This is a genomic window from Rhodococcus wratislaviensis, assembly GCF_041228765.1.
GTDB classification, from domain to species: Bacteria; Actinomycetota; Actinomycetes; order Mycobacteriales; family Mycobacteriaceae; genus Rhodococcus_F; species Rhodococcus_F wratislaviensis.
Genome location: NZ_CP150488.1, coordinates 6,944,479 through 6,969,941, shown reverse-complemented (window position 1 = coordinate 6,969,941; position 25,463 = coordinate 6,944,479). Strand labels below are relative to the sequence as shown.

Here is a 25,463-nt window from a genome sequence, read left to right as displayed (position 1 = left end):
CCGGCCCGTCAGAACCGCACCGACAGGGTCCCGTCGCGGTCCGTGACGTGCACGGACCGCCCGATCGCCGACCGCGCCGGGGTCTGTGCGAACGCGGACAGCGCGACCGCCTCCTCAGGGCCGGTATGTCCGGCGAGACGCCTGCCGTCGGGGGTGTGGGCGACGACGAAGCCGGTCGCCGGGGCGCCGTCCCGGCCGTACTCCACCGTGGAGGTGACGATGTCGGCTTGCCCGTCGTAGCCGGTGACGAGTTCCGGCGCCTCCGACGCGAGTCGCGCCGGCTCCGGATCGCCGACGTAGCCGCCCGGATGCGGGGCGCCCGCCAGCACCACGACGTGCTGGTACGTCAGATAGCCGCCGTTGCCGTGGACCAGGGCCGGTCCCGCGCCCTCCCGCAGTCGGCGGGTGACCTCGGCGATCGAGTGCAGCGTGTAACTGTTGAGAGGACCACCGAAGAAGGAGTGACCGCCCGTCACGCTCGGCACGGTGCTTGCGGGCAGGCCGAGCGTGCGGACCAGTAGCTTCGGCACCACCGGGAAGCAGCTGTACGCGTCGACGATGTCGAGCGCCGAGGGGTCGATCGAGGCCCGCGACAGTGCCCGGTGCACAGCGTCCGTCATCGCCGCGGACGTGCCGAAACCGTTGCGGCTCAGTACGTCCACGGGATCGGTGGCTCCCGCGCCGCCCCACAGGTACACCGTGCGGTCGTCCGGAACGCCGTGGTCCCGAGCGACCGCCAGGGAGCACACCAGCACCGCGGCGGCCAGATCGACGAACGGCATGGCGTTGAGCATCAACGGGTACGGCTCGCACACCATCCGATTGCCCGGACCCACCGTGGCGATCTCCTCGGCGGAATACACCTCGGATGTCCACGACGCCGGGTTCTTCGCCGCCAGTTCGGAGAAGGCCGAATACATCCGAGCCGACTCCGACAGGGACTCGTCGGGGCCCAGACCCGATTCGTGCGCCACCCGGTTCTCGAACAACGGGTACACCCGGGTCGGAACGATCAGGCCGGCCCGCTGCATCGCGGAACTACCGAGATCCGCCGGATCGAAGGCGGGAGGACCGCCCGGCGCCGACGTCCAGCCCAGTGACGCCGGATCGGTGTCCGACTTCCGGAGCGCCGTCATGGTCGCCTGCGACTCACCGCCGACGAGGAGCGCTGCCGCCGACCGGCCCGCGGCGATGTCGTCACCGACGCGGTCGAGGAGCGCGGCGGGCCAGTGGCCGCCGATCGGGGAGGTGCTCGATCGTGGCGACGGCAGATTCAGCCGGGCGGCCAGCAGTCCGGGGAGGTCGTCGTACGACCAGCTGACGGTCTTCACCGCATGGATTGCGTCGATCCGGGAGCCGAGGTGCGCGGAGCCGCTGTCGGCGAGAGCGGCACGCGCGGCCTCGATGATCAGGTCGAGCGGTTCACGCGGGGCGGCCGGATCGCCTGCGCGGCCGGAGCGGATGTCGCCGACTCCGACGATCACCGGTATGCGGCTCGGATCCATGGATTCCCCTCTCGCGTGACCACGTCAGCGTCACGATAGCGCCGGACGAGATACCTGTGGATTAGGGGTCACAGCAATCTCGTCCGGCGTCCGGTCTTTCGGGTCCTTCGGCCCGGCGGAGATCGGCCGGATATCAAAAAGTACTGTGCAGCAGGTGAATTCGAACGACGGTGGGCTGGGGTGTGGAGTCCTCGGGCCGGCGGAAGTGCGCAGGCCCGGGCAGTCATCAGGTGAGGCTAGCCTAAGGTAGCGTGAGTGGCGTGCTGTTGCGCAGGCCATGCAGTCATTTCGTAACCTTTTCGTGTCCCGGATCACGGCCTGAATATGCATGATCCGGGCAAAACGGGGGAAACCAAGGCGAACCTGCAGATTATCCGACTAATCTGCAGTCCAGGGCTTGCATGTTCGCTGCACAGGAGGCGGGGGTCATGGATCTCGAAGCAATCAAACAGATCGAGCAGCTCAAGCACCGTTACTCACGTGCTCTCGACACGAAGTCGTGGGTGGAGTTCGCCGACACGATGGTTCCGGACGTCACGGCGACGTACAGCGAATACCTCACGTTCGATTCCCGTGACTCATTCGTGTCCTTCCTCGAGAACACTCTCGGGACCCACGTCATCACGGAGCATCAGTGCGGCCAACCCGAGATCACCGTCACCGGTGACACCGCGGTAGGGGTGTGGTTTCTCGCGGACACCACGCTGATTCCCGAGGACGGCATGCTGTTGCGCGGCTCTGCCTATTATCACGATCGTTATCTTCGGTGCCCCGACGGGAACTGGCGGATCACGCACACCGGCTACGAACGCACCTGGGAATCGGTTGCGGCGCTCTCCGATTTCCCGAGTTTCCGGCTCACCTCCAACAAGTGGGCGATGTTGCAACCTCCGGCGTCCGCCTGAGGGAGCACACTGGGACTCGACCCACACGGACACTGGGAGGTGACGATGGCTCCGGACGTCCCCGTTCCCGGCGCGCTGCCGTACCTGACGGTGCGGCGGGGTGTCGAGGCCATCGAGTGGTATTCCAAGGTGTTCGGCGCCGAGGTGGTAGGTGAGCCGATCGTCATGGACGACGGCCGGGTCGGTCATGCGGAACTGCGGTTGCCGACCGGCATGATCTATCTCGCCGAGGAGTTCCCCGAGATGGGCCTGACCGCGCCGGAATCCGGTTCGACGTCCGTGAGCCTGATGTTGTCCGTCGACGACCCCGATGCCGTCCTGGTGGGTGCCCGCGATGCGGGCGGCAAGGTCGAACGGTGGATCTCGGAAGGTCACGGACACCGCAACGCGACACTCATCGATCCGTTCGGTCACCGCTGGATGCTGGTGGGGCCGACGGATCCGGCCGCGTCGGCCTGAAGGTCCGGGCCGCGGCTACTGTCGGCACATGCCGACCACACCCGACCGTTCGTCGTTCCCGGACACCCGCGCATGGATTCGCGCCCTGCCCGCACTCGGCGGCGAGACACCTCCGCCCGTCGACACGCTTCCGGATGCGCCGACCACACTGTTCCTCGACTGGATCACGCAGGCCGCAGCGGCCGGAGTTCCGGAACCGCACGCGGCTGCGCTGTCGACCGTCGATGCCGAAGGCAATCCGGACGCGCGTTTCCTGCTCCTCAAGGACGTCACGGAGCAGGGTTTCTGGTTCTCGGGTGACACTCGCTCGCCGAAGGGTCGTGAGCTGGCCGCGAATGCCGTTGCGGCACTGTCGTTCTACTGGCGAGAACAGGGCAGGCAGGTGCGTGTGCGGGGGTCGGTCGTCGAAGGCGATCCGGCACTCTCCGCCCGCGACTTCCGCGAACGGTCGGTTACCGCCAGGGCCGTGGCCGCCGCCAGCCGGCAGAGCGAGGTCCTGGACGATCCCACCGAATACGAACGTGCCGTCGCGGCGGCGGTGGCCCGCATCGACGCCGACCCCGACTTCGTGTCGGGAACCTGGCGGGCATGGTGCATCGTCCCCGACAGTGTCGAGTTCTGGCAGGCGGATGCCGGACGCAGGCATGTGCGCCAGCTCTACCGCCGCGAGTCCGAAAAGTGGATCCGCGAGGTGCTGTGGCCCTGACCGCGCCCGGCGGCGGGGGTCAGCGCGCGGTCGCGGACGGCGAGCGCAGGTCGACGACGATCGACTGGCCGTTCAGCTTCGCATGGATCTCGGGGCGCTCGAACCCGGCTGCGACGAGGTACTCGCCGAGTAGCTCCAGCAGTTCGTCGGCGTCCACGGTGGGATCGGCGGAGTGACTGCTCGCCGACGCGAGGTGCTCCTCGAGCAGTTCGGTGTGTGCAAGACGGCCCGCGACTCGCACGGCTGCCACTCCCATCGCGTTGCGTCGCATGACGGTGCGTCCACGAGACTCGGGCGACGCCGTCGCGTCGGACGCCTCGGCCGGCTCCTCGGTGCTGTGTGAGCCCGAGCTGCGCGTCGGCAGCGGGAAGGTGAACGTCTCGGCGGAGCTCGTCGTGGACTTGCCGTTGCCGTTGCTGCCGGTCAGCCCGCCGGTGCTCGGTTCAGCGAAAGGGGAGTCCGTCGCCGAGCTCGTTCCGGCGGAGCCGTTGCTGCCCGATCCGTTGGGGGAAATGCCGTTCTCCATCGTGTCGCTTCCTGCTCGTGGCCAAACGGGTACCGCGCAAAGCCCGTCAGTGTGCTCGATTCGACCTGAAAGCTACCAGGAGGGTCCGGCGGGCCGCACACCTCGACGGCTCACCGAACCCCCTCGGCCCTCAACTCCCGGGCCCAGGCGGACGCGTGCTTCGTGAGCACGCCGGCGATCCGCTCCAGCTCACCCGGGTACGACGCGACCTCGGCGGGCATGGACACGCTGAGGGCGTCGGTGGCGGGGATGCGGTAGGGCACGACGGTGGCAATGCACACCACGCCGACCGTCCCCTGTTCTCGTTCCAGGGCCCACCCACGGTTGCGCACCTCGCCGAGTTCGGTGACGAGGTCGTCGACATCGACGATGGTGTTCTCGGTGAAGCGTTCGAGTTTCGCGGGCAGCATCTGCCGGACCTCGCTGGTCGTGAGCTCGGCGAGCAGGGCCTGCCCGAGCGCGGTGACGTGGCACGGCAGTTTGCGGCCGACGCGGTGCATGCGCCGAACCTCGACCTTCGATCCGCGGCTCGCGAGGTAGATGACGCTGGCCTCGTCACGCCGCGCGAAGTGGACGGTGTGACTGACCTCCGACCGGAGCGCCTCGAGCACCGCTGCTGCCCTCGAGACGACCGAGTCCTTGTCGAGGTACGACGTGCCTGCGAGCAGGGCATGGGTGCCGATGCCGTAGCGCGACCCCGACTCGTCGGCTTCGATCCACCGCAGATCCTTGAGCGTGCGCAGGAGAGCGTGCAGGCTCGAGCGCGGATACTTGCACGCTTCCTGCAATTCGCCGAGGCTCATCCGGGTCGGTGATGCGGCGAGCGTCTCGAGGATGTGGATGGTGCGCTCGGCAGATTTGACCGGTTGGGATTCCGGCGCTGCCCCACGCATGTCTTCTGTCACCATGAAGACACTATCTCTCATTCTGAACGCGATATCACCTACTGACCCGTGTTCGGTGCCGGCGACGCGGCGCACTCAGTACTCCGCGACGAGGTTGGCCGCGATGTACTCGAGATCGATGTCCTCGCCGAGGCCCGGTCTCTGCGGCATCGCCACCATGCCGTTCTCGTCGACGGGGTCGACGATGGACTTCAGATGCGGCGGCACCCAGTCGTAATCGACGTGCGGGTGCAGCAGGCCGCGCTCGTACCACTGGACGTTGTTGCCCGCTCCCACGAGTGCGAGGTTGGGGGCGCCGTTGCCGTGGATCTCGCACTCGAGTCCGAAGCCCTCGGCCATGTGCATCGTCTTCAAGGCCGGTGTGATGCCACCACCGTTCATGGCCCCGACGCGCAGGATGTCGCACGCGTCGTTCGCAATCCAGTCGGCACGAGATCGATGCCGGCCCGGGGTGGTCTCGGGTCCGATCACCGGGGTGTCGATCTGGTCGGCGAGCCACTTGTACGAGCGCAGCGAGAACTCGTCCATCGGCTCCTCGAACCAATCGAACTTCAGCCGGTCCAGCTCGCGACCGAGCTTCAGAGCGTCGGTGCGCGAGTACCAGTGGTACCCGTCGAGCATCAGCGAGAAGTTCTCGCCGACGGCATCACGCACCGCGGCACACGCGTCGATGTCCCGGGTCAGGCTCGGGGAGCCCGGCAGCGGAGGCATCCACGTGTGCAGCTTGATGCCCTGGTAGCCCCGCCTCTTCAGCGCGACCGCGAAGTTCGCGTAATCCTCCGGGGTGGCCAGGCCGCCTTCGACGTCGTCGCCGCACATGGTGCTGGCATACGCCTTGATCTCGGTGCGCGCACCGCCGAGCAGCTTCCACACCGGCGTGTCGAACTTGTTGCCCACCAGGTCCCACAATGCCTGGTCCAGGTAGCTGCAGCTGTGCTCGGGAAGTTCGACCGCCCGTGTGCGCTGACGGATCGCGAACTTCTTGTCCATCGCCTCGCGTGCCAGCGGATCGGCGCCGATCAGGACAGGCCGGAAGTGCTGCTCCACCTGATCCTGCCGAAGGTAGTTCGGCTTGCCCAGAACGTAACCGCTGACGCCGTCGGAGTCGGTGATCCGCAGGAGCGCCCCCGTCGAAGGCACGGACGGGCCGGGATGGCGATGACCGTACGAGTCGACCGAGGTGCGTGCCTCGGTCTTGAAAACCTGCACGGCGACTTCTGTGATCACGCTGGACATGATGATTCGCTTCCTGTTCGAAATCTTCTACTTGCCCTGGCGGGCGATGTACTTGGCCATGGAGCGATCGAGTTTCTCCGCGAAGTCGTCGGCGAAATCCTGTGCGCTGAGCTGCCCGATGAGCACCTTCTGCCACTGACCGAGCATCTGCACCTGAACGATCTTCCCGAAGTCGGGGAGGTAGTCCGGAGGCGTGACCAGTACGGTTTCCGGGTCGTCCAGTGCCGCGAGCGCAGCCTGCACCGACGGCATGTTCGCGAACTCGGGAGCCGAGCGCGCAGTCTTGTTCACCGGGATCTGTCCGACGCGCTCGTTCCAGTACGCCTGCGATTCCTGAGACGTCATGAACTCGACGAACTTCCACGCCGCGGCCTGATGCCGGCTGCTCTTGAACACGGTGTACGACGGGAACGGGTCCGTCATGACGGTGCGCTTTCCGTCCTCGTTGCGCGGCAGCGCCACAGCTCCGGCCTTGTCGCCGAGAGCCTTCTCGTGGTTGCTCAGCGAGCCGAGGTTGTGCTGCATCATGGCCACCGAGCCGCCGCCGAAGCTCGCGACCATCTGCGGGAAGCCGTTGTTGACGTCGGCGGTCGGGGTGTCGACGTCGTAGAGCGCTGCGAAGCGTTCGATGGCGTCGACCATCTCGGGACGGTTCAGCGTCGATTCGCCGTCTTCGAAGAAGCTCTCGACTCCGGTGCTGGCGAACATGTACTGCAACAGTGGGTAGATCGATCCGGCCCCGCCGCGAATCGTGAATCCGTAACGGCCGTCGTCCTTGTCGGTCAGAGTCTGTGCGGCTTGGTAGAACTCGTCGTAGGTGTCGGGGGGTTCGATCCCGGCTTCGGCGAACCAGTCGGCGCGGTACCAGAGGGTGGCGTTGTTGCTGGTGTAGGGGAGACCGTACAGGTGCTCGCCACCGCCGGATTCACGCGCCGACTCGAGAATTCCGGCGTCGTATTCGTCGTGCTGCGGTGACGCCGCCACGAAGTCGTCGAGTGAGATGACGGCGTTCTGGGCGACGAGCGGGGCGAGGTAGGCGGTCGAGACGATCCCGAGATCGGGTGCCGAACCGCCGGCGAGCGCGGTCTGGTACTTCTGCTGGGCGCTGTCCGACGGCAGGCCCACGTATTCGATGTCGATGCCGGGGTTGGCGGTCTCGAATCGCCGGATGAGCTCCTCGTACAGCGGAGTGCGGTCCGGACCGGCGTTGTTGTCCCAGAAGGTGAGCCGGGCGTTGTTCGGGTCGCCGAGGGCGCCGTCGGGAAGTGAGGTTTCGGAACTGCAGGAGGCGAGCACGAGCGTGGCCGCCGCGCCTACCAGGGTGGTACGCAGGAGCGTTCGCCGGTTCATGGGGGTCCTCTTTTCGAAAGTCATGATCAGCCCTTGACCGCGCCGGCGCTCAGGCCCTGGACGAGGTACTTCTGGATGACGGCGAAGACGGCGACGACCGGCACCGCGGCGATCAGACCGCCGGCGGCGAGAACTCCGAAGTCGACGTTGTAGGAGCCGATGGTGTAGCTGAGCCCGACCGGCAGGGTGAACTTCTCCTGGCTGCTGATGAACATCAGGCCGAACAGGAAGTTGTTCCAGCTGCCGATGAAGGCGAACGATCCGACGGCGATCAGGCCGGGCCGCAGCAGCGGCAGCATGATGATGCGGAACGCGCGCAGGCGTGAGCAGCCGTCGACCATCGCGGCCTCTTCCAGTTCTACCGGAATCTGCGCGATGAAACCTGCCATCAGCATGGCGGCGAGTGGAAGCTGGAACACGGTGTCGGCGATGATGAGGCCGGTCAGATTGTTGACGAGGTTCATCTCGCGGAACACCTGGAACAGGGGGATGAGCAGCATGGCGCCGGGCACGAACTGGCTGCAGAGCAGCGCCATCACCAACGGGATCTTGGCGCGAAATTTGAAGCGGGCCAACGCATATCCGGTGGCCAGTGCGACGAACGTGGTCAGGACGAGCGACAACGCGGCAACGATGAGGCTGTTCTTGAAGAAGAAGCTGAAGCCGAGGGTGTTCCACACGGTGTCGAAGTGCTCGAACGTGATGGGCCAGGGGAGCATCGAATTCGATCCGGCGGGCCGGAAGGCGAACACGATCATCCAGTAGAAGGGGACGAGGGTGAACAGCAGGTACAGCGCGAGCGGCAGTCCGACGCTGAACAAGCGCGGCTTCGTCTTGTGTACACGCAGCTTCCCGGTGGTGTCCGGCTCGGACAGCGCAACGGCGGGACGATCGGTGGTGGTGGTCACGACGGTCAGACCTTCTCACTGTTGAACTTGCTCAGGCGCAAGTAGAGGATCGAGCAGAACAGCAGGATCACGAATGCGACCGTGGTGAGCGCCGAGCCGTATCCGAAGTCCTGGGCAGTGGTTGCGAGCTGTGAGACGTACAGCGGCAGTGTGGTGGTGACGTCGGCCGGGCCACCCGCCGTGAGGGTGTACAGCAGATCGACGTTGTTGAACTCCCACACACCGCGCAGCAGCGTCGACAAGATGATGACGGCCTTCAGGTGCGGAAGGGTGACGAAGCGGAACCGCTGCCAGCGGTTGGCGCCGTCGACGTTGGCGGCCTCGTAGAGGTCCTTGGGCGCGCTCTGCAACTCGGCCAGGATGAGGATGGCGAAGAACGGCACCCCGCGCCACAGCTCCGCGACGCCCGTCGCCCAGAACGCGGTGTCCGGATCGGCGATGGGAGCGGCCGTGCCGTCGCCGATTCCCATGTTTCCGAGAAGCTTGAAGAGGCCGGTCGACGGGTTGTAGATGAGCAGCCAGATGCCGGTGGTGAGGACGCCGGACACCGCCCAGGGGGAGAACACGAGAGCGCGGGCCAGGCCGCGGCCCCGGAACACCTCGTTGACCAGCAGGGCCAGTCCGAGTCCGAGGATCAACTGGAACACGACCTGGAATCCGACCCACTTCGCGGTGGTGACCAGGCTGGTCCAGAAGAGGGAGTCGGCGAACATCAGCCGGAAGTTGTCGAGGCCGGCGAAGCCGTTGTCCCACGGCGTCGTCGGGTTGTAGTACTGCAGGCTGTAGTAGAAGACGCTGCCGACCGGGTAGAAGATGAAGACGGCCAGCAGGATGACCACCGGTGCGATCAGGATGTAGGGGGCAGAGACTCTGCGCCAGGCCGGTCTGCGCCGGTTTCGACCGGGAGAGGCCGGCGCCGCCGGCGCGGACTGCCCTCCTGGCCGGGGGGAGGTGGTGGTGACCATGGTGCACGCTCCGAAGTTTCGGTGCCGGTCGCGCCGGCGGGTCAGGGGATTGTGGCTACTGCTGCTGAGGCGAGATCACGGGGGTGGCTCGTCAGCGTGGAAAGCGAGGGGAACGACGCGGTCTTCGGCCTGCCCGGGGCGCCCGGTGTGTGTCAGGGGTTCCTGTGGCGGCCATTGCGCGTCACGTTCATGTATGTGAACTAACGTCCTCTATGTGAATTGTCGAACTCACTATGACGGCAGTCACAAGGTCTGTCAAGGGTGACCGCCTAGGCATTGCGGACGAGCCACTCGGCGGCCTCGACCTGCATTTGTGCCGAAAACCGGTGTCCGCCTGCGAACCACTGCGTGGTGAGCGCCTCGGACCCGTCGTACCCGCGCCGCAGCACGGCCTCGGAGTCACGCATCCCCTGCCGGCCGAAATGGGAGTCGTCCAGCGCGAACTGAACCAGCAGCGGCCGCGGCGCATGGCACGCGGCGATCTCGGGCCAGTCGCACACGGCCGGCAGGCCCGGAGTGATCATCAGCCACGTCGTATCGTCTGCCCTGCCGTCCGCGACATCCGCGAAAGTGCTCATCATCGCGGTGATCACCCCCGCTCGCAGGCGTGTCGAACACGCCAGCAGGTGTGCGACACGAGCGCCGCCGCCCGAGAATCCCGCGGCCGCGACCCTGTTCGGATCGACGCCGTCCGTCGTGAGGAGCACGTTCAGCGCCCGAAGATCCTCGGCGACGACCTTGCCGGCCAGTGACGTGCCGGTCAGGGCGGCGGCTTTGGCGAGGCCGTGTTCGTGCTCGCGGGCAGCCGCGTCGTATCGGCGCCGACGGATCCCGGGAGTGTCCGGACCGGGTGGGAATGCGGCGTATCCGGCTGCTGTGGCCCGGTCCGGTAGTTCCGGCCAGGGCACGCGCCGGCTACCCCACGGAAACACGTCGTGGACGAGTACCACGAAGCCCGCGTGCACGAGCGCAGTCGCGACTGCCCTGCCGTCATAACCGCGGGTCCGGAGTTCGCGAATGCCCGGTGGGACTCCGTCGGGACCGTCCGCCACCTTGTCCTTGCCGTAGAACTTCACGCCGTCGTGCGCGTGCATGAGCAGCACGGCGGGACGAGCCGTGGTCTCGCCCGGGTGGTCGGGGCGCAGGAGCCAGCCCGCGGTGTCCGGACCGTCGTCGCCGGCGGCCCAGGTGAGTTCGCGGCCTGCGACACCGTGTCGACTCCACGACCTGCCGTATCGCACGTCGGGTGTGCCCACCGTCGGTTCGTCCGTCACGCCGAGGACCTCGCGAACGGCGTCGCGACTCGCGTCGGCCGGGGTCGGTCGTGGACAGCCGGTCGAAAGGTGTGTTCCCATGTGTGAACTCCGTCTTGTCTATCGAACTCTGTACTCGAACCGTTGAGGGGACCCGCATGTCCGGAAGAACAGTCGATCGCATCGTCGCGCACGCGTATCCGTGGGACGTGCTCGGTGATCCGCACTTCGTCGACCGAGCGCGCACGCTCGGGGTCGCCGAGATCTCGCTCGCCGCCAGCTATCACTCGACCCGCGCGGCAACCCCGTTGCATCCGGCCCACAAGGTGGTCGACGCGCATCACGCCGCGCTGTACCGCCCCATCCGGCCTGCGGCGTGGGACGGACACCCGGTCACGGCCCGGGCGGCGACGTGGGGCGGATCCGAGGATGCGTTCGCCGATGCGGCTCGCATCCTGATCGACGCGGGCATCCGCGTGAACGCATGGATCGTTCTGTCCCACAGCACGATTCTGGGGCACGCGCATCCCGACGTCACCGTCGTCAATTGCTTCGGAGACCGCTACCCGTACGCGCTCGCGCCCGGGCATCCGGACATCGTCCGCTACGCCCGCACCCTGGCGGCGGAGTCGGTCCGCGGTGTCGACCTGCACGGGGTGTCGATCGAAGCATGCGGACAGCTGGGGATCGCCCACGTCGGCCCGCACGAGAAGACGGACGGCGCATTTCCGGGCATCGGCGACACGTTGATGTCGATCAGCTGCACCGAACGGGAACGCGCACTGTGGGCGGAGCGGGGCGTCGATCCGGACAAGATGACCGCGAAGCTGCGTTCCGGCGTGGACGCGCTGGCCATGGGGACGCTCGCTGCGGACGCCGCGATCACCGACGTCCTCGGCGAGGCGGAGGCCGACGCGGTGCTGTCCGTGCGCCACGCGGACGCCGATGCGCTTCGGGGTGCGGTGCTCGGCGCCGTACGTGCGGAGATCCCGTTGGCCCGCGTCACGCTGCACTGCCACCCGAACCCCTGGAAGACCGGGCCGTCGCCCGCGCTGACCTCGGCTGCTTCGGGAGACGTCGACGCCGTGCTCGTCTCGGCCTGGCCGGGGACGGCCGAAACCGTCGCCGTCACGAAGGACACCCGGGCGATCGTCGGAGAGACCGTCGACGTCGGCGCTTACGTGTCGGTGTTGCCGCCGAAGAATCTCGACGACGTGAGCGGTCATGTCGCGGCCACGGTCGCGGCCGGAGCCAACGAGCTGCACCTCTATCACCTCGGGTTGGTCAACAAGGTGCAACTCGACGCATTGGGGCGCATCGTCGGCGACCACTCCCTCTGACGCATCGGGGGTGGGCACCCCGCTGGTGCCCACCCCGGCTCGACGTCAGCGCATCCGTTGTCCGAGCGGGTGGTCGCAGAACGCGCCGCCGACACGCTGGAGGATCGGGTCGTCGAAACTCCATTCGTGGTCGGCCAGGAACTCGTCGGCGAACACCTCTGCGTCGTCCTGGGGTTCGTACCCGATGGCTGCGCCCTCTGCTGCGGACCACCAGCTGCGCGTGTTCCGCGAGATACCCCACACGGTATGAAATCCCTTGGCGGAGTCGGACAGTGCGGCCTCGATCAGGCGAGCGGTGTCGGCCGGTGACATCCAGGAGGCGAGACCGCGGTAGTTGGGCGGCCGGTCGAAGCTCGAGCCGATCCGCAGGTTGACGACGTCGATGCCGAAGCGATCGTGGTACAGCCGGCCGAGCGCCTCGACTGCTGCCTTGCTCCAGCCGTAGAACCCGTCCGGACGCGGCGGGACGTCGCCGGGCAGCGGGTTCGAGCCGGCTTCCGCGTGTGTCCAGAAGCCGACGGCGTGGTTGCTCGACGCTGCGATCACGCGCGTCACGCCGTGTGCGACGGCGGCCTCGAACACCGCCTGGGTGCCGTCCACGTTGACGGACAGAATGTTCTCCCACGAGTCCTCGGTGCTGAGTCCGCCCAGGTGAAGTACGGCGTCGACGCCGTCGACCGCAGCAGCGACGGCCGCGCGATCGGTGACCGAGCCCTGGACGAACTCCTCGTGTTCGGGGTCGGTGTCGGTGATGTCGGCGATGTCGAACAGACGCAGTGTGCGGCCGGGCTTGCGGAGCAAGGGTCGCAGCATCTCGCCCATGTTTCCTGCGGCGCCGGTGATCAGCAGACGCGAGGCGGTGTCGGTCATGTCTTCTCGTACCTCTCTGGGAGTAAACCTTGTAATGCACATCACGGTAGTACATACTTCGAAACGAAGTCACTATCTTGACGAAGATTCACGTATGTGAACAATCACGTGCTTCGTACTCCCACTCGGATCGTCCGGCACGTTCCTGCCGGTGAAGGGACCACCCACCATCATGGCAACAGTCGCATTCCAAGGCGTCACCAAGTTGTTCCCCGGCGGCGACAAGGCCGCCGTCGATCACCTGGACCTCGACATCGAGGACGGCGAGTTCCTCGTCCTCGTCGGACCGTCCGGCTGCGGCAAGTCGACGTCCCTGCGCATGCTCGCGGGACTCGAAGACGTGGACAGGGGCACGATCGCCATCGGCGGCAACGACGTCACCGAGTTCCAGCCGAAGGACCGTGACATCGCCATGGTCTTCCAGAACTACGCTCTCTACCCGCACATGACGGTGGGCGAGAACATGGGCTTCGGCCTCCGCATCGCCGGTGAGGACAAGGCCGAGATCAAGCGTCGCGTCCAGGATGCCGCCAAGATCCTCGACCTCACCAAGTTCCTCGACCGCAAACCCAAGGCCCTCTCGGGTGGTCAGCGGCAGCGAGTTGCCATGGGACGCGCCATCGTCCGCAAGCCGCAGGTGTTCCTGATGGACGAGCCGCTGTCCAACCTCGACGCCAAGCTACGTGTCCAGACCCGTGCGCAGATCTCGGCGCTGCAGCGCCGTCTCGCCACCACCACCGTCTACGTGACGCACGATCAGGTCGAGGCCATGACGATGGGTGACCGCGTCGCCGTCCTGAAAGACGGAGTGCTCCAACAGTGCGACACTCCGCGCCGCATGTACGAGCACCCGAACAACGTCTTCGTCGCCGGTTTCATCGGCTCGCCCGCGATGAACCTCCTCGAACTTCCCCTCGTCGACGGCGGTGTCAGCTTCGGCGGCTCCGTGGTCCCCGTCCCGCGTGGTGCGATCGCGGGCATCGGCGAAAGCTCGGTCACGCTCGGTGTGCGTCCGGAGGATCTCGTGATCACCACCGGGAGTGGACTCGACGTCACCATCGACGTCGTCGAAGAACTCGGCGCCGACGCGTACGTCTACGGCCAGGCGGACATCCACGGGCGCAAGCAGCCCATCGTCGTTCGCGCCGACGGTCGCATCCCGCCGAGGCGCGGAGAGGTGATCACCCTGTCGTACGCGGCAGAGCGCACCCACCTGTTCTCCACCGTCACCGGTGAACGACTCGTCGACTAGTCGCGACCCAGCTCTTCGACTGCCACACCCGACCATGATTCAAGGAGTCAACCATGCTTGACGGAGTTCTGTTCTTCCCCGTCACACCGTTCGACAGCAACGGCGACGTCGACCTTCCCGCACTGGCACAGCACATCGAATCCGGCGTCGCGGCCGGGCCGGGTGGAGTGTTCGCCGCGTGCGGCACCGGCGAGTTCCACGCGCTGTCCGCGGCCGAGTTCCGGACCGTGGTGGACACGGTCGTCACGGCCACGAAGGGCCGTGTCCCGGTCTTCGCCGGCGCCGGTGGAGCCCTGCCCGTCGCGAAGGAATTCGTGGCCATCGCCGAGGAGGCGGGAGCGGACGGCATCCTGCTCCTGCCGCCCTACCTCGTCGGCGCGCCTGCGCAGGGCCTGGTGGAGTACGTGAAGCAGGTGTCGGAGGCGAGTGACCTCCCGGTCATCGTGTACCACCGCGCGAACGGTCAGTTCACCGAGCAGAGTGCTCTCGCGGTCGCGCGACTGCCGAAGGTCGTCGGGTTCAAGGACGGCGTCGGTGACCTCGACCTGACGTCACGAATCGTGCGTACTCTGCGTGATTCTCTCGGCGACAAAGAATTTCAATTCTTCAACGGACTCCCGACCGCGGAGGTCTCGCAGCAGGCCTACCGGAGCATCGGCGTCACGCTCTATTCCTCCGCGACGTTCGCATTCGCTCCGGATGTGTCTCTCGCCTATTACCGGGCGCTCGAGGAGGACGACACCGAGTTGGTCGCCTCGCTCAACCGCGAGTTCTTCCATCCGCTGGTCCGGCTTCGCGACACCACCCCCGGATACGCCGTCGCGCTGGTGAAGGCGGGTGTGACGTTCACCGGCCTCGACGCCGGATCGGTGCGGGCGCCGCTCGTCGACGCCAGCGCCCAGCACCGGTACGAATTGGAGCAGATCGTGGCGGCGGGGCGGAAGGTGCTGGCGCAATAGCGTCTTCGACCATCGACGGGGCGGGACCCCGTCGATGGTCGAAGCGTTCGTCAGCGGCTCGTGGTCACTAGTCGGCGGCGGCCACGAGAGGCTCGAGCGTGAGGTCGGGCAGTTCCTTCTGGATGTACTGCAGGCGCCACTTGTCGCTGACCAGAGCCAGCATCACCCCGTCCGAGCGGGTGAACACCTCGACGCCGCGCTGACGGTTCAGCTCGTCGGCCGACTCGGCGTCGGTGCGCCGCGCCAACGCATAGCCCAGAGGTTCCATCCGGGCCTCGACGTTGAACTCGGCCTTCATCCGCGCCGCGACCACCTCGAACTGCATCGGACCGACGGCCGCCATGACCGGCGAGGCGTCGCCACGCAGGTCGTTGCGGAGGATCTGCACGACACCCTCGGAGTCGAGCTGATCCACGGCCCGCCGGAACTGCTTGTACTTGCCCGCGCTCTCCGCCCGCAGGATGGAGAAGTGCTCCGGCGCGAACGACGGGATCGGCGGGAACTCCACCTTCTTCTCGAAGAACAGGGTGTGGCCGGGGGCGAGCGCGGTCGCGTTGACCAGTCCCACCACGTCGCCGGGGTACGCCGATTCCACGGTCGAACGCTCGCGACCGAACACGGTCTGCGCGTACTTCGTCGTGAACGGTTTGCCGGTCTGGGCGTGCGTGACCACCATGCCGCGCTCGAACACGCCCGACACGATGCGCATGAACGCCAGCCGGTCGCGGTGCGCGGTGTCCATTCCGGCCTGGACCTTGAAGACGACCGCACTGAACGGGTCGGTGACCTCGCGAGGGGTGCCGCCGACGTCCTCTCGGGCGCGCGGCGGCGGCGCCAGCTCGACGAGCGTGTCGAGGATCTGGCGGACACCGAAGTTGAGCATCGCCGACGCGAAGATCACCGGTGACGTCTGGCCGCCGAGGAACAGTTCCTGGTCGTGGTCCTGACCGGTGGCCGACAGCAGCTCGCTCTCCTCCGCGGCGGTCTCCCACTCGGAGCCCTCCTTCGCGAGGGCGGCGTCGGCGTCCATGACCTCTTCCGGGGCGATCTTCGCGCCACCCGCGGTACGGGTGAACCGGATGTACTCCCGCGGGGCACCGTCCTCGCCGCGCCGCAGCAGGCCCCGGAAGTCGCCGGCGATCCCGACGGGCCAGTACAGGGGAGTGGGGGTGAGACCGATGCGTTCCTGAATTTCGTCGAGGAGCTCCAGCGGCGTCTGGCCCGGCCGGTCCCACTTGTTGATGACGGTGATCACCGGGATTCCGCGGTGACGGCACACCTGGAACAGTTTCAGCGTCTGCGGTTCGAGACCCTTCGCGGCGTCGATCAGCATGACCGCGGCGTCGACCGCGGTCAGAACGCGATACGTGTCCTCCGAGAAGTCGGAGTGACCGGGAGTGTCCACCAGGTTGATCACGTTGTCGACGGGGTCGTCCGCCGACGCCTCGGTGGAGCGGTAGTTGAACTGCAGGGCCGTGGAGCTGACCGAGATACCGCGGGCCTTCTCCATCTCCATCCAGTCGGACACCGTCGACTTGCGGCCCGCCTTGCCGTGGACCGCACCCGCTTCGGAGATGACCTTCGCGTGGAGTGCGAGAGCCTCCGTCAGTGTCGACTTACCGGCGTCGGGATGGGAGATCACGGCGAACGTTCGGCGACGCGACGCCTCCGCCCGGACACCCTTCTCGGATTTCCCCTCCGGTGAGCCGGACGTGGCGACAGGCGCCCCCTCGGCTGGAATGGTGTCGGCCGAGTCGGACGGGGTAGTCAACGAAGAACCTCTCGGGGGACGTGATGCGTGCAGGAAGGCCGTGTGGCCGCATACCAGGTTACTCGGGTGCCGAACACGTACTCGCAGCACAGTCACATCCAGGGAGGAGTAACGATCGGAGGCCGGTGAGGGATTTATATGGGTGAGTCGTCGGGGCGCTCCGGAGTTCACCGTTTCTGCGTTCGGACACCCGTATGTGCAGGAGGAAGACTGTGAGCAAGTTCACCGACGAGATGTACGCGACCGCGGCGAGCAGCACCCGTGGCCTCAACACGGGTGAGCCCGACGCGCCGCTGCGGCAGCCGTGGGGCGAGATCCACAAGGCCGCGCGCCGCATGGCGGGGGCGCTCGCCGAGACGGGTATCGGCCACGGCGACGCCATCGGCATCCTCGCCGGTCAGCCCGTCGACATCGCACCCTCCTGCCAGGGCACCTGGATGCGCGGGGCGTCCGTCACCATGCTGCATCAGCCGACGCCGCGCACCGACCTGGCCGTGTGGGCCAAGGACACCGAGACCGTCATCAACATGATCCAGGCGAAGGCCGTCATCCTCGGTGCGCCATTCGACGCCGCCAAGCCGCTGCTGGAGGAGCGCGGCATCACCGTGGTGACGGTGGCCGAGCTGAACGAGGGCACGGAGACCGACCCGGTCGAGACGTTCGAGAGCGACATCGCGCTGCAGCAGCTCACGTCGGGTTCCACCGGTTCCCCCAAGGCCGTGCAGATCACGCACGAGAACTTCTACACCAACGCGTACGCCATGATCGACCGCATCAAGTTCTCCATCGAGGACGACGTGATGATCAGCTGGCTGCCCCTGTTCCACGACATGGGCATGGTCGGGTTCCTGAGCGTGCCGATGCAGGTCGGCGCGGAGGTCGTGAGCATCACCCCGATGGACTTCCTCCGCACGCCGCTGCTGTGGGCGGAACTGATGGGGAAGTACAAGGGCACAGTCACAGCCGCCCCCAACTTCGCGTACTCGCTGCTCGCCCGCCGCCTCAAGCAGGCGGAGGACGGCGCCGTCGACCTCAGCACCGTCCGGTACATGTGGAACGGTGCCGAGCCCGTCGACCCCGAGACGATGAACAAGCTCGCCGAGGCGGGCGCCCGCTTCGGCCTGAACCCGTCCGCACTCGCCCCCGTCTACGGCATGGCCGAGACCACCCTCGCCGTCTCCATCCCGGATCCGGATCAGGGCCAGGTCCTCGACCTCGTCGACCCGGATCTCCTCGAGGCGATGCAACGCGCCGTCCCGTCGAGCAAACCGAACGCGCGTGCCCTCGCCACTCTCGGAAAGATGGTGCCGAACCTGGAGGGGCGCGTCGTCGACAGCGAGGGTGACCTGCTCCCGACCCGCGGTGTCGGCATCATCGAGGTCCGCGGCAAGGCGGTCACCCCCGGATACATCACGGTCGACGGGCACAAGCCCGCGCAGGACGCGGACGGCTGGCTGAACACCGGCGACGTCGGCTACTTCACCGAAGAGGGCCTCGTCGTCGTGTGCGGTCGCGTCAAGGACGTCATCATCATGGGTGGCCGCAACATCTACCCGACCGACATCGAGCGGGCCGCGGGCACCGTCGCCGGAGTGCGTCCCGGCAACGCGGTGGCCGTCCGCCTCGACGCGGGGCAGAAGCGCGAAAGTTTCGCCGTCGCAGTCGAAACCAACGATTACCAGGACCCCGAAGTGGTCAAGCGCATCGAGCACGAGGTCGTGCATGCGGTGTTCTCCGAGGTCGGCGTGCGACCCCGCACCGTCGCCGTCCTCGGCCCCGGCAGCATCCCCAAGACGTCGTCGGGCAAACTCCGCCGCGCCACGTCGGCGAATCTGGTCAGTTAGGCCCTTCGGGCCCGTGCGTGGTTGACGAGTCTCTGGACTCGCTCACCACGCACGGGCGCGAAGCGCCTAGTGCAGGCGGTTCTGCGCGGCCTCGAGCCCGACGCGCAGGACCAGTTCGACGGCGTCGGCCGACTCTTCGCAGACGAGGTCGAGTTCCTTGCGTTCCACCGACGAGAACGGCTTCAGGACGTACGACGCCGGATCCATCCGTCCGGGGGGACGACCGATCCCGACGCGGGTGCGCAGATAGTCCTTGGTGCCGAGTGCACTCGAGATGGACCGCAGTCCGTTGTGCCCACCCTCGCCGCCGCCCTGCTTGAGGCGAATCGTCCCGAAGTCGAGGTCGAGTTCGTCGTGGATGACCACGATATTGCCCGGATCGACGGAGAAGAACCGGGCCAGGCCGGCGACGGCGGAACCGGACAGGTTCATGAACGACCGCGGTTTGGCGAGGATCGTCGGACGGCCCTCGAGTCGTCCCTGGACGATCTCGGCGCCGCTTTTCTTGTGCGCGCTGAACTTGCCACCCATGCGAGAGGACAGCACGCCGGCCACCATGAAGCCGACGTTGTGCCGGGTCTTCTCGTACTGCGGTCCGGGATTGCCCAGGCCCACCACCAGGGCGGTGTCTTCACTCACCGACAGGGTCCTTCCGTGCGTGAGGGGGTCGTGTCAGACGACAGCGGCGCGTCACCCCGGACAATCCGGGACGACGCGCCGCCGACATCAGTGCGGTTGCGAGAGGATCAGCTCTCGGCGCCCTCTTCGGCCGGAGCCTCGGTGGGCTCGGCCGCGGCTTCGCCGGTCTCCTCTTCGAGGTCGGCAGCGGTCGGGGCTGCGACGACGTTGACGATGAGCAGTTCCTCGTCGGCCTGCAGGGTGGAACCCTTGGGCAGCTCGAGCTGGTTGGCCAGGATCTGGGTGCCGACCTCGAGGCCCTCGACCGAGACCTCGATCTGCTCGGGGATGTGCAGCGCGTCCGCTTCGAGGGAGATGGTGGCGGCGTCCTGCGCGACCAGGGTGCCGGCAGCGGCCTCACCGGTGACGACGACGGGAACGTCGACGGTGACCTTCTCGCCCTTCTTGATGACGAGGAGGTCGGCGTGCTCGATGTAGTTACGGATCGGGTGAACCACGACCGACTTGGTGAGCGCGACCTGCTCCTTGCCCTCGATGTCGAGGGTCAGGATGGCGTTGGTGCCGTGCGCGCGCAGGATGGCGGCGAAGTCGCGGGAGGGGACGTTCAGGTGGCGGGGGTCCTCACCGTGGCCGTACAGGACCGCGGGGACCTGGCCGTCGCGGCGCGCGCGGCGGGCGGCACCCTTGCCGAACTCGGTGCGCACGGCGGCTACGAGGCGATTTTCGTCAGACATGGTGAAACGGCTCCTACAACTCACGGTGGTAACTGGCGGGCGATTCGAGTCGACGAGGGACGAACACGCGACGGCCAGGAGCGAAACGCTCGAGCAGAGCCGTCGCCGCGTCGATCACGGTGAGCCAGTCAATGGGAACTTCTGGTTCACCCTCGCCGAGACAACTTATGGAACTCTACCGGATGGCCCGCTGACCTGCTAATCGGGTGTCCTCGGGTGGGCCGCGCGGCGCCGTGGCCCGTATCCCAGAGGTATCGAACGTCTCGATTCCCGACGGCGGAGGACCTCGTGACCGCCACGCTCGACGCCACCATCCCGCAACCGGGACACATCGCCGGGCGGTGGCTGACCGGATTCGGCGGTCGCGGTGTCGTTCGGCTGTGGCGCGACGTCGAGCGGCGCGCCTGGACCTGCTCTGGTACGACCACCTGCCGTACCTGAACTCCCCCTACTACTGGCCGGTCTTCCCCCCAAGGGCAGCTCGCGAAGGGTTCGAGTTCTACGCCGACGCAATGGAACTCGACGTGCGGACGGGAACCGAGTTCACCCGCGGCAGCTATGACGACGCCACCGGTGCACCCGCACGTTGCACCCACGGCACGTCGTCCCGCCACGGGAATGAGTGGGGTGCCGAACATTCCGCAGATCGCGATCGCCGACACGTTCGAGGGAACCATCGAGCATTCGAGCTGTTCGCCGGCGGCACCGAGATGCCGGTCGGTCGCGGCACTACTCGAAGTATCTGGCCGTCCAGATCAAGGCTCAGGAGGAAGGGTTGCAGCCGATCCGATGACGGACAGTGGTGTGGCTCACAGCGCCGGGGGTAGCCTCGGCGTTGTGAGCGCTGAACGTCCGACCACAGACCGGCTGACCGCAGTGGCAACCGGTGTGGATCTGCCGCGGCATGCGCGGCTGCTCAGCCGGGTGCACGACGCCGTGCTGTCCGGGCAGCAGCCGCCCGCCCCTCCGCGGGACGTGGTGGCACGGTCGTGGTCCCGACTGCAGGCGGGCGGGGTGAGCCCGGACCACTGCGCGGAGGTGGAGCCCGCCGACTTCTCCGAGATCGAGGCGCGGCGCACCCGGACGGCGCTGCGCACGGTGCTCCCGGAACTGCGCAGCACGTTGACGCAGGTCGCGGACGATGCGAACTTCATCGTGGTCATCGCCGACGCCGACGGTGTCCTGTTGTGGCGGGAAGGATCCCGCGGGGTCCGGAAAGCGGCCGACGCCCTCGGGTTCACCGAGGGTGCGCGCTGGGCGGAGCAGGCGGTCGGTACCAACGCGATCGGCACGGCGTTGATCGAAGATGCTGCGGTGCAACTGTTCTCGGCCGAACACTATGCCCCTTCGCATCACGGCTGGTCGTGCACCGGGTCGCCGGTGCACGATCCGCGCACCGGTGAGATCCTCGGCGTGGTCGACATCAGTGGGTCGGCGATGTCCGTACACCCGACCACGGTCGCGCTCGTCCGTACCGCGGTGCGCCTGGCAGAGGCGACGCTGTGGCGTGAGCACACGGCACAACTGGACAAGCTGCGTGGCCGGGCGGCACCGTTGCTGGCGTCGGCGGGTGGTCCGGCGCTGGTCGTCGACAAGCACGGGTGGGTCGCGGAGGCGAGTGGCATCGCGGCGCCGGAGCGGGTCGCGCCGCCGAGCCTGGACCGGCCACTGCTCGTCCCGGGGCTCGGGCTGTGCGTGCCCGAACCGCTCGGCGACGGCTGGCTGGTGCGCAGGCGCGTCGACGGGGCGGCCATCGAACTGGAACTCGACCTCGGTGACGCGCCGCACGTGACGGTCCGGGGCGACGTCAACTGGACGCGGGCGCTCTCCCCCCGGCACGCCCAGATCCTGCGGGTGCTGTCGGTCGCGGGACCGGCGGGCGTCGACGCCGCCTCGCTCAGCGAAGCGTTGTTCGGCGACCGCGACCACGTGGTGGCGGTCCGCGCCGAGGTCTCGCGTCTGCGCAAGAGTCTCGGCGCGGTACTGAGCACCCAGCCCTACCGGTTCGCGGCCGGTGTGACGGTCCGGCTCGTCGGGTAGGCCCGGTCAGGCCTGCCCCGCCGCACTGATGCCGGCGCGGCGGCCGTAGAAGCTGCCGTCGCCGAGGGAGGTGCCGCTGGCGTAACCGCCCGCGCACACGCCGGACGTGCACCGCCCCGCCGCGAAGAGGCCGGGGATCGGTTCGCCGGAGACGTGCAGTACCTCGGAGTTCACGGTCGTCCGCAGTCCGCCGAGAGTGAAGCCGAGGGTGAACCCGCGCAGGTCGAGTGCCGCGACGGGGGTGCCGATCGGCTTCACCCACTCGGACTTCTTGTGCAGCAACGGGTCCGATCCTGCGGCGGCGTGCTTGTTGTACACCTCGACGGTCGACTGCAGTGCGCCGGCGGGCAGGCCCATGTCGGATTCGAGTTCCTCGACGGTCTCCGCCGCCCACTTCGGCTGGACGCGCAGGAACGGCGTGGCCGTGGTGGCGGCCGCGCCCTCCTCGTACGACGCCTCGTCGATGATGAGGAACGCCTGGTTGTCCTGGTGGAACAGGGTCATCTGGCCGATCCGCCCGGAGTAGGTGTCTTCCGGGACGTAGCGCTGACCCCGGCCGTTGACGAGGATGCCGCGGACGATCAACTGGGGGTCGCAGACGAACGCGACCTCGGTGGCGTCCATGTGGGCGAGATCGGCGCCGAGGGCCTGCGCCATGAGGATCGACCGTCCGTCGTGCTCCTCGATGGCGGCACCGGGGCGGCCGATGAGCCGCGGCGCGTGGGCCTCGATCATCTTGTCGTTGTAGGCGAAGCTGCCGGTGGCGAGGACGACGCCGCGGCGCGCCCGGACTGCCACTTCCTTGCCGTACTGCTTGGCGACGATCCCGACGACGCGACCGGTGTCGTCCGTGACGAGAGTCTGGACGCGCATGTCGTATTCGGCTCGGACCCCGAGCTTTTCGGCGGTCTCGACGAGCGGCTTCATCAGCATGTAGCCGCCGCCCTTCTCGCCGGTCCGCTTGCCGTCCATCTGCGGAACGTGGCCGCGCGGTGCGGGGGTCGCGATCTCGTTGAAAGGCGCCGCGTTCTCGCCGCCGGAGTACATGAGTCCGTCGTCGAACGGGGGTTCCCAGCCGGGTTCGCCCCAGAAGCTTTCCTTGAACGGGACACCGCAGTCGACGAGCCAGTTGTAGTGCTCGACGCTGCCGTCGCAGTAGTCGGTGATCTTCTCCTCGTCGGCACCCGGGCCCAGCGCAGCCATCATGAACGTCTTCATGTTCTCGGGGGAGTCGTCGAACCCGCACGCCTTCTGCAGCGGCGTCCCACCGCCGAGGTAGATGAAGCCGCCGGCGAGAGCGGCGGCGCCGCCCCAACCGCTGGTGCGTTCGAGGACCAGGACGTCGGCGCCGGCGCGCGCGGCCTCGATGGAGGCGGACACACCGGCGATGCCGTAACCGGCGACCACGACGTCGGCCTCGTAGTCCCACTCGGCGACCGTTGCTGCGGACCGGGGGCGGATCGGTGTGGCGTCGACCATGGGTGGAAGTCCTCTCGGGCGGTCACAGGCGAGGTGTGACGTGGGTTACCCTCAAACTGTAACCTGTTACAAAACCCGATTCGGTGGATCTCCCGGTCAGTGGGACGTCGCGTCCGGAGGTCGGCGAGGGCCCGGCTGTCCGGGGAGGTCCGTCACGCCGGACAGCTCGTAGTGCAGCGTCGACGTGCGTGCCAGCCGGTGCGCGAGATGCACCCCGATCCGCTGCACCACCGGGTACTTCTCGTCGATCAGGGCGCCCGCGGCCCGCGCCTCCTCACCGGACAGCAGTCGCGCCGTGGCCTGCGCCTGCGGACCCGTCGGCTTGCCGGACCACGTGCACGGGCGGATCCGGACGTCCGGGAAATTGCGCAGCCGCTTGTTCTTGGACGCCCGGCCCGGGGTGCGGAAGTACGCCCGATCGCCCTTCACGGCGAAATTGACGGGAGTGTCCACCCACGAGCCGTCGCGTTTGCGCGTCTGCAATTGCACGACCTTCTCCGCGGCGAAGCGTGGCAGCGCCGGTGATCCCTGGTCCGTCATCGCGAAGTCCTGGTTCTCGGGTGAGTTCCAGCCTACTGCGCCTAGTTCGCGAGTGTCCGCACCTCCGCGAGGAACCGGTCGAGGTCGTCCGGGGAGCAGAAATAGTGCGGCGATGCCCGCACCACGGCGTCCAGTCCGCGGGCGCTCATGTCCAGCAGTGTCGATCCGCGCAGGCTGGCCGTGACGGTGACGTTGCGGGCGGCCAGCTGCTTCCGGACGTCGCCCGGATCGAACCCGTCGACGGTGAACGAGACGATTCCGCAGCGGCGGGCGCCGAGATCGCGCACGGTGACACCGGGGATCGCCGCGAGCCCCGACCGGAGGTGCTCCGCCCCGGCCGCAACGGCCGCCTCGACGTCGTCCACACCGAGGTCGAGGAGATAGTCGGCCGCCACCCCGAGACCGAGGCGTGCGGCGACGTCGCACTCCCAGAATTCGAACCGGCTCGCATCGGTCGCGAGCCGGTACGCATCGGCCGCGGTCCACTCCGCGCTGTGCAGGTCGAGGGCGGCAGGCTCGAGGGTCGAGGCCAGTTCCGGCCGGACGTACAGGAAGCCGGTGCCCCGCGGCGCGCGGAGCCATTTGCGGCCCGTGGCGGAGAGTGCGTCGACGCCCAGTTGGCCCACGTCGAGGGCGATCTGACCGACGGACTGGCACGCGTCGAGCAGCACCAGCGCGCCGTGCGAATGTGCCAGCTCCGACACCTCGCGGACGGGGTTGACCAGGCCGCCGTTGGTCGGCACGTGCACGAGGGACACCAGACGAACCCGATCGTCGAGAAGCGCCTCCAGGGCGGCGACATCGATCTGGCCTGCGGCGTCGCTGGGGATCACGTCGACCGTCGCGCCCACGGACCGCGCCCGCTGCAGGACGGCGATGGCGTTGCTGGCGTACTCGACCTCCGAGATCAGCACGCGATCGCCGGCCCGGAGCGGGACGGCATGGAAGAAGTCGTTCCAGGCGGTGGTGGCACTGTCCACCAGGGCGATGCTGTCGGCGCTCGCCCCGATCAGCCGGCCAAGGGACGACTTCACGGCCGCAAGATCGTCGGCCCGTTCGGCGGCCGCGACGTAGCCGCCCACGTCGGCCTCCCGGCGCAGGTGCGCGAACACGGCATCCAGGACCGGGGTCGGCGGAAGCGAGGAGCCCGCGCTGTCGAGGAACACCTTGTCGAGGCAGCCCGGGGTGTCCCGTCGCGCCTGCTCGAGGTCGAGCATGTCCGATACCTCCCTATTTGCAGTGAATGGACTCGAACGTACCCGTGCAGGTTCCTCGAA

24 protein-coding genes are annotated in these 25,463 nt (G+C 67.6%); 9 read left to right on the top strand and 15 right to left on the bottom strand.

All coding sequences use genetic code 11. The annotated features are described in order from the left end of the window. Positions 1–8: 8 nt before the first annotated feature. The gene (locus WKC72_RS32140; RefSeq protein WP_370180807.1) at positions 9–1,505 is read right to left on the bottom strand and encodes an acetyl-CoA acetyltransferase; all 1,497 of its coding nucleotides are present in this window, start codon (positions 1,503–1,505) and stop codon (positions 9–11) included. A 428-nt stretch (positions 1,506–1,933) separates the two neighbouring features. Here WKC72_RS32140 and WKC72_RS32135 point away from each other — a divergent pair, with 428 nt between their 5' ends. From WKC72_RS32135 to WKC72_RS32125, 3 genes are read left to right on the top strand one after another with little or no spacing between them, the layout of a single operon-like run. Continuing rightward, complete coding sequence (locus WKC72_RS32135; RefSeq protein ID WP_009478940.1) at positions 1,934–2,410, top strand: nuclear transport factor 2 family protein; 477 nt, start codon at positions 1,934–1,936, stop codon at positions 2,408–2,410. Positions 2,411–2,455: 45 nt separating this feature from the next. Next, the gene (locus WKC72_RS32130) at positions 2,456–2,869 is read left to right on the top strand and encodes a glyoxalase/bleomycin resistance/extradiol dioxygenase family protein (protein ID WP_005238756.1); all 414 of its coding nucleotides are present in this window, start codon (positions 2,456–2,458) and stop codon (positions 2,867–2,869) included. A gap of 28 nt (positions 2,870–2,897) precedes the next feature. Further along, the gene (locus WKC72_RS32125; protein ID WP_005238757.1) at positions 2,898–3,575 is read left to right on the top strand and encodes a pyridoxal 5'-phosphate synthase; all 678 of its coding nucleotides are present in this window, start codon (positions 2,898–2,900) and stop codon (positions 3,573–3,575) included. Positions 3,576–3,594: 19 nt separating this feature from the next. Here the strand turns inward: WKC72_RS32125 and WKC72_RS32120 are convergent, their stop codons facing one another. The 7 genes from WKC72_RS32120 to WKC72_RS32090 all read right to left on the bottom strand — a co-directional run bounded on the left by WKC72_RS32120 (position 3,595) and on the right by WKC72_RS32090 (position 10,820). Then, entirely contained in the window at positions 3,595–4,101 is a 507-nt protein-coding gene (locus WKC72_RS32120; protein WP_037243851.1) for a hypothetical protein, read from the bottom strand. A gap of 110 nt (positions 4,102–4,211) precedes the next feature. Next, positions 4,212–5,009: an IclR family transcriptional regulator gene (locus tag WKC72_RS32115; RefSeq protein ID WP_128639380.1), complete on the bottom strand. Its 798-nt coding sequence runs from the start codon at positions 5,007–5,009 to the stop codon at positions 4,212–4,214. Positions 5,010–5,081: 72 nt separating this feature from the next. After that, entirely contained in the window at positions 5,082–6,242 is a 1,161-nt protein-coding gene (locus WKC72_RS32110; protein WP_370180805.1) for an enolase C-terminal domain-like protein, read from the bottom strand. A 27-nt stretch (positions 6,243–6,269) separates the two neighbouring features. Continuing rightward, positions 6,270–7,592 carry a sugar ABC transporter substrate-binding protein gene (locus tag WKC72_RS32105; protein ID WP_370180804.1) on the bottom strand — a complete coding sequence of 441 codons (1,323 nt, stop codon included), beginning with the start codon at positions 7,590–7,592 and terminating at the stop codon, positions 6,270–6,272. 26 nt (positions 7,593–7,618) lie between these two features. Next, complete coding sequence (locus WKC72_RS32100) at positions 7,619–8,500, bottom strand: carbohydrate ABC transporter permease (protein WP_037243858.1); 882 nt, start codon at positions 8,498–8,500, stop codon at positions 7,619–7,621. A gap of 5 nt (positions 8,501–8,505) precedes the next feature. Then, positions 8,506–9,465 (bottom strand): carbohydrate ABC transporter permease, encoded by a 960-nt coding sequence (locus WKC72_RS32095; protein WP_370180803.1) that lies wholly within the window; start codon positions 9,463–9,465, stop codon positions 8,506–8,508. 269 nt (positions 9,466–9,734) lie between these two features. Next, positions 9,735–10,820: a hypothetical protein gene (locus WKC72_RS32090; RefSeq protein WP_370180802.1), complete on the bottom strand. Its 1,086-nt coding sequence runs from the start codon at positions 10,818–10,820 to the stop codon at positions 9,735–9,737. 56 nt (positions 10,821–10,876) lie between these two features. Between WKC72_RS32090 and WKC72_RS32085 the strand changes: the two genes are divergently transcribed. After that, complete coding sequence (locus WKC72_RS32085) at positions 10,877–12,058, top strand: hypothetical protein (RefSeq protein ID WP_370180801.1); 1,182 nt, start codon at positions 10,877–10,879, stop codon at positions 12,056–12,058. A 45-nt stretch (positions 12,059–12,103) separates the two neighbouring features. Here the strand turns inward: WKC72_RS32085 and WKC72_RS32080 are convergent, their stop codons facing one another. Next, the gene (locus WKC72_RS32080) at positions 12,104–12,928 is read right to left on the bottom strand and encodes an NAD(P)-dependent oxidoreductase (RefSeq protein ID WP_037243863.1); all 825 of its coding nucleotides are present in this window, start codon (positions 12,926–12,928) and stop codon (positions 12,104–12,106) included. A 172-nt stretch (positions 12,929–13,100) separates the two neighbouring features. On the opposite strand from WKC72_RS32080, the gene WKC72_RS32075 reads away from it, so the two are divergent. Together WKC72_RS32075 and WKC72_RS32070 are read left to right on the top strand one after the other, a co-directional pair. Beyond that, positions 13,101–14,180: an ABC transporter ATP-binding protein gene (locus WKC72_RS32075; RefSeq protein WP_037244246.1), complete on the top strand. Its 1,080-nt coding sequence runs from the start codon at positions 13,101–13,103 to the stop codon at positions 14,178–14,180. Between the two features lie 53 nt (positions 14,181–14,233). After that, a complete protein-coding gene (locus tag WKC72_RS32070) occupies positions 14,234–15,139 on the top strand; it encodes a 5-dehydro-4-deoxyglucarate dehydratase (RefSeq protein ID WP_037244248.1) in 906 nt (301 codons plus the stop codon). A 67-nt stretch (positions 15,140–15,206) separates the two neighbouring features. Here WKC72_RS32070 and WKC72_RS32065 read toward each other — a convergent pair whose 3' ends face one another. Then, positions 15,207–16,910, bottom strand: coding sequence for a peptide chain release factor 3 (locus tag WKC72_RS32065; RefSeq protein ID WP_112300508.1), 1,704 nt, complete (start codon positions 16,908–16,910; stop codon positions 15,207–15,209). A gap of 212 nt (positions 16,911–17,122) precedes the next feature. Between WKC72_RS32065 and WKC72_RS32060 the strand changes: the two genes are divergently transcribed. Beyond that, positions 17,123–18,754, top strand: a complete 1,632-nt coding sequence (locus WKC72_RS32060; protein WP_128639369.1) for a fatty acyl-AMP ligase — start codon at positions 17,123–17,125, stop codon at positions 18,752–18,754. 66 nt (positions 18,755–18,820) lie between these two features. Here WKC72_RS32060 and pth read toward each other — a convergent pair whose 3' ends face one another. Both pth and WKC72_RS32050 read right to left on the bottom strand, forming a co-directional pair. After that, positions 18,821–19,393 (bottom strand): aminoacyl-tRNA hydrolase, encoded by a 573-nt coding sequence (gene pth / locus WKC72_RS32055; protein ID WP_037243869.1) that lies wholly within the window; start codon positions 19,391–19,393, stop codon positions 18,821–18,823. Between the two features lie 107 nt (positions 19,394–19,500). Then, entirely contained in the window at positions 19,501–20,127 is a 627-nt protein-coding gene (locus WKC72_RS32050; protein WP_037243870.1) for a 50S ribosomal protein L25/general stress protein Ctc, read from the bottom strand. Positions 20,128–20,415: 288 nt separating this feature from the next. On the opposite strand from WKC72_RS32050, the gene WKC72_RS32045 reads away from it, so the two are divergent. Together WKC72_RS32045 and WKC72_RS32040 are read left to right on the top strand one after the other, a co-directional pair. Continuing rightward, complete coding sequence (locus WKC72_RS32045) at positions 20,416–20,568, top strand: hypothetical protein (RefSeq protein WP_370180800.1); 153 nt, start codon at positions 20,416–20,418, stop codon at positions 20,566–20,568. Between the two features lie 348 nt (positions 20,569–20,916). Continuing rightward, complete coding sequence (locus tag WKC72_RS32040; RefSeq protein ID WP_370180799.1) at positions 20,917–22,167, top strand: GAF domain-containing protein; 1,251 nt, start codon at positions 20,917–20,919, stop codon at positions 22,165–22,167. Between the two features lie 6 nt (positions 22,168–22,173). On the opposite strand, the gene WKC72_RS32035 is transcribed toward WKC72_RS32040, so the two are convergent. The 3 genes from WKC72_RS32035 to WKC72_RS32025 all read right to left on the bottom strand — a co-directional run bounded on the left by WKC72_RS32035 (position 22,174) and on the right by WKC72_RS32025 (position 25,403). Then, complete coding sequence (locus WKC72_RS32035; protein ID WP_370180798.1) at positions 22,174–23,646, bottom strand: FAD-dependent oxidoreductase; 1,473 nt, start codon at positions 23,644–23,646, stop codon at positions 22,174–22,176. Between the two features lie 96 nt (positions 23,647–23,742). Beyond that, positions 23,743–24,186: a PPOX class F420-dependent oxidoreductase gene (locus WKC72_RS32030; protein WP_052033789.1), complete on the bottom strand. Its 444-nt coding sequence runs from the start codon at positions 24,184–24,186 to the stop codon at positions 23,743–23,745. A 41-nt stretch (positions 24,187–24,227) separates the two neighbouring features. Next, positions 24,228–25,403 carry an aminotransferase class V-fold PLP-dependent enzyme gene (locus WKC72_RS32025; RefSeq protein ID WP_370180797.1) on the bottom strand — a complete coding sequence of 392 codons (1,176 nt, stop codon included), beginning with the start codon at positions 25,401–25,403 and terminating at the stop codon, positions 24,228–24,230. Positions 25,404–25,463: the final 60 nt, after the last annotated feature.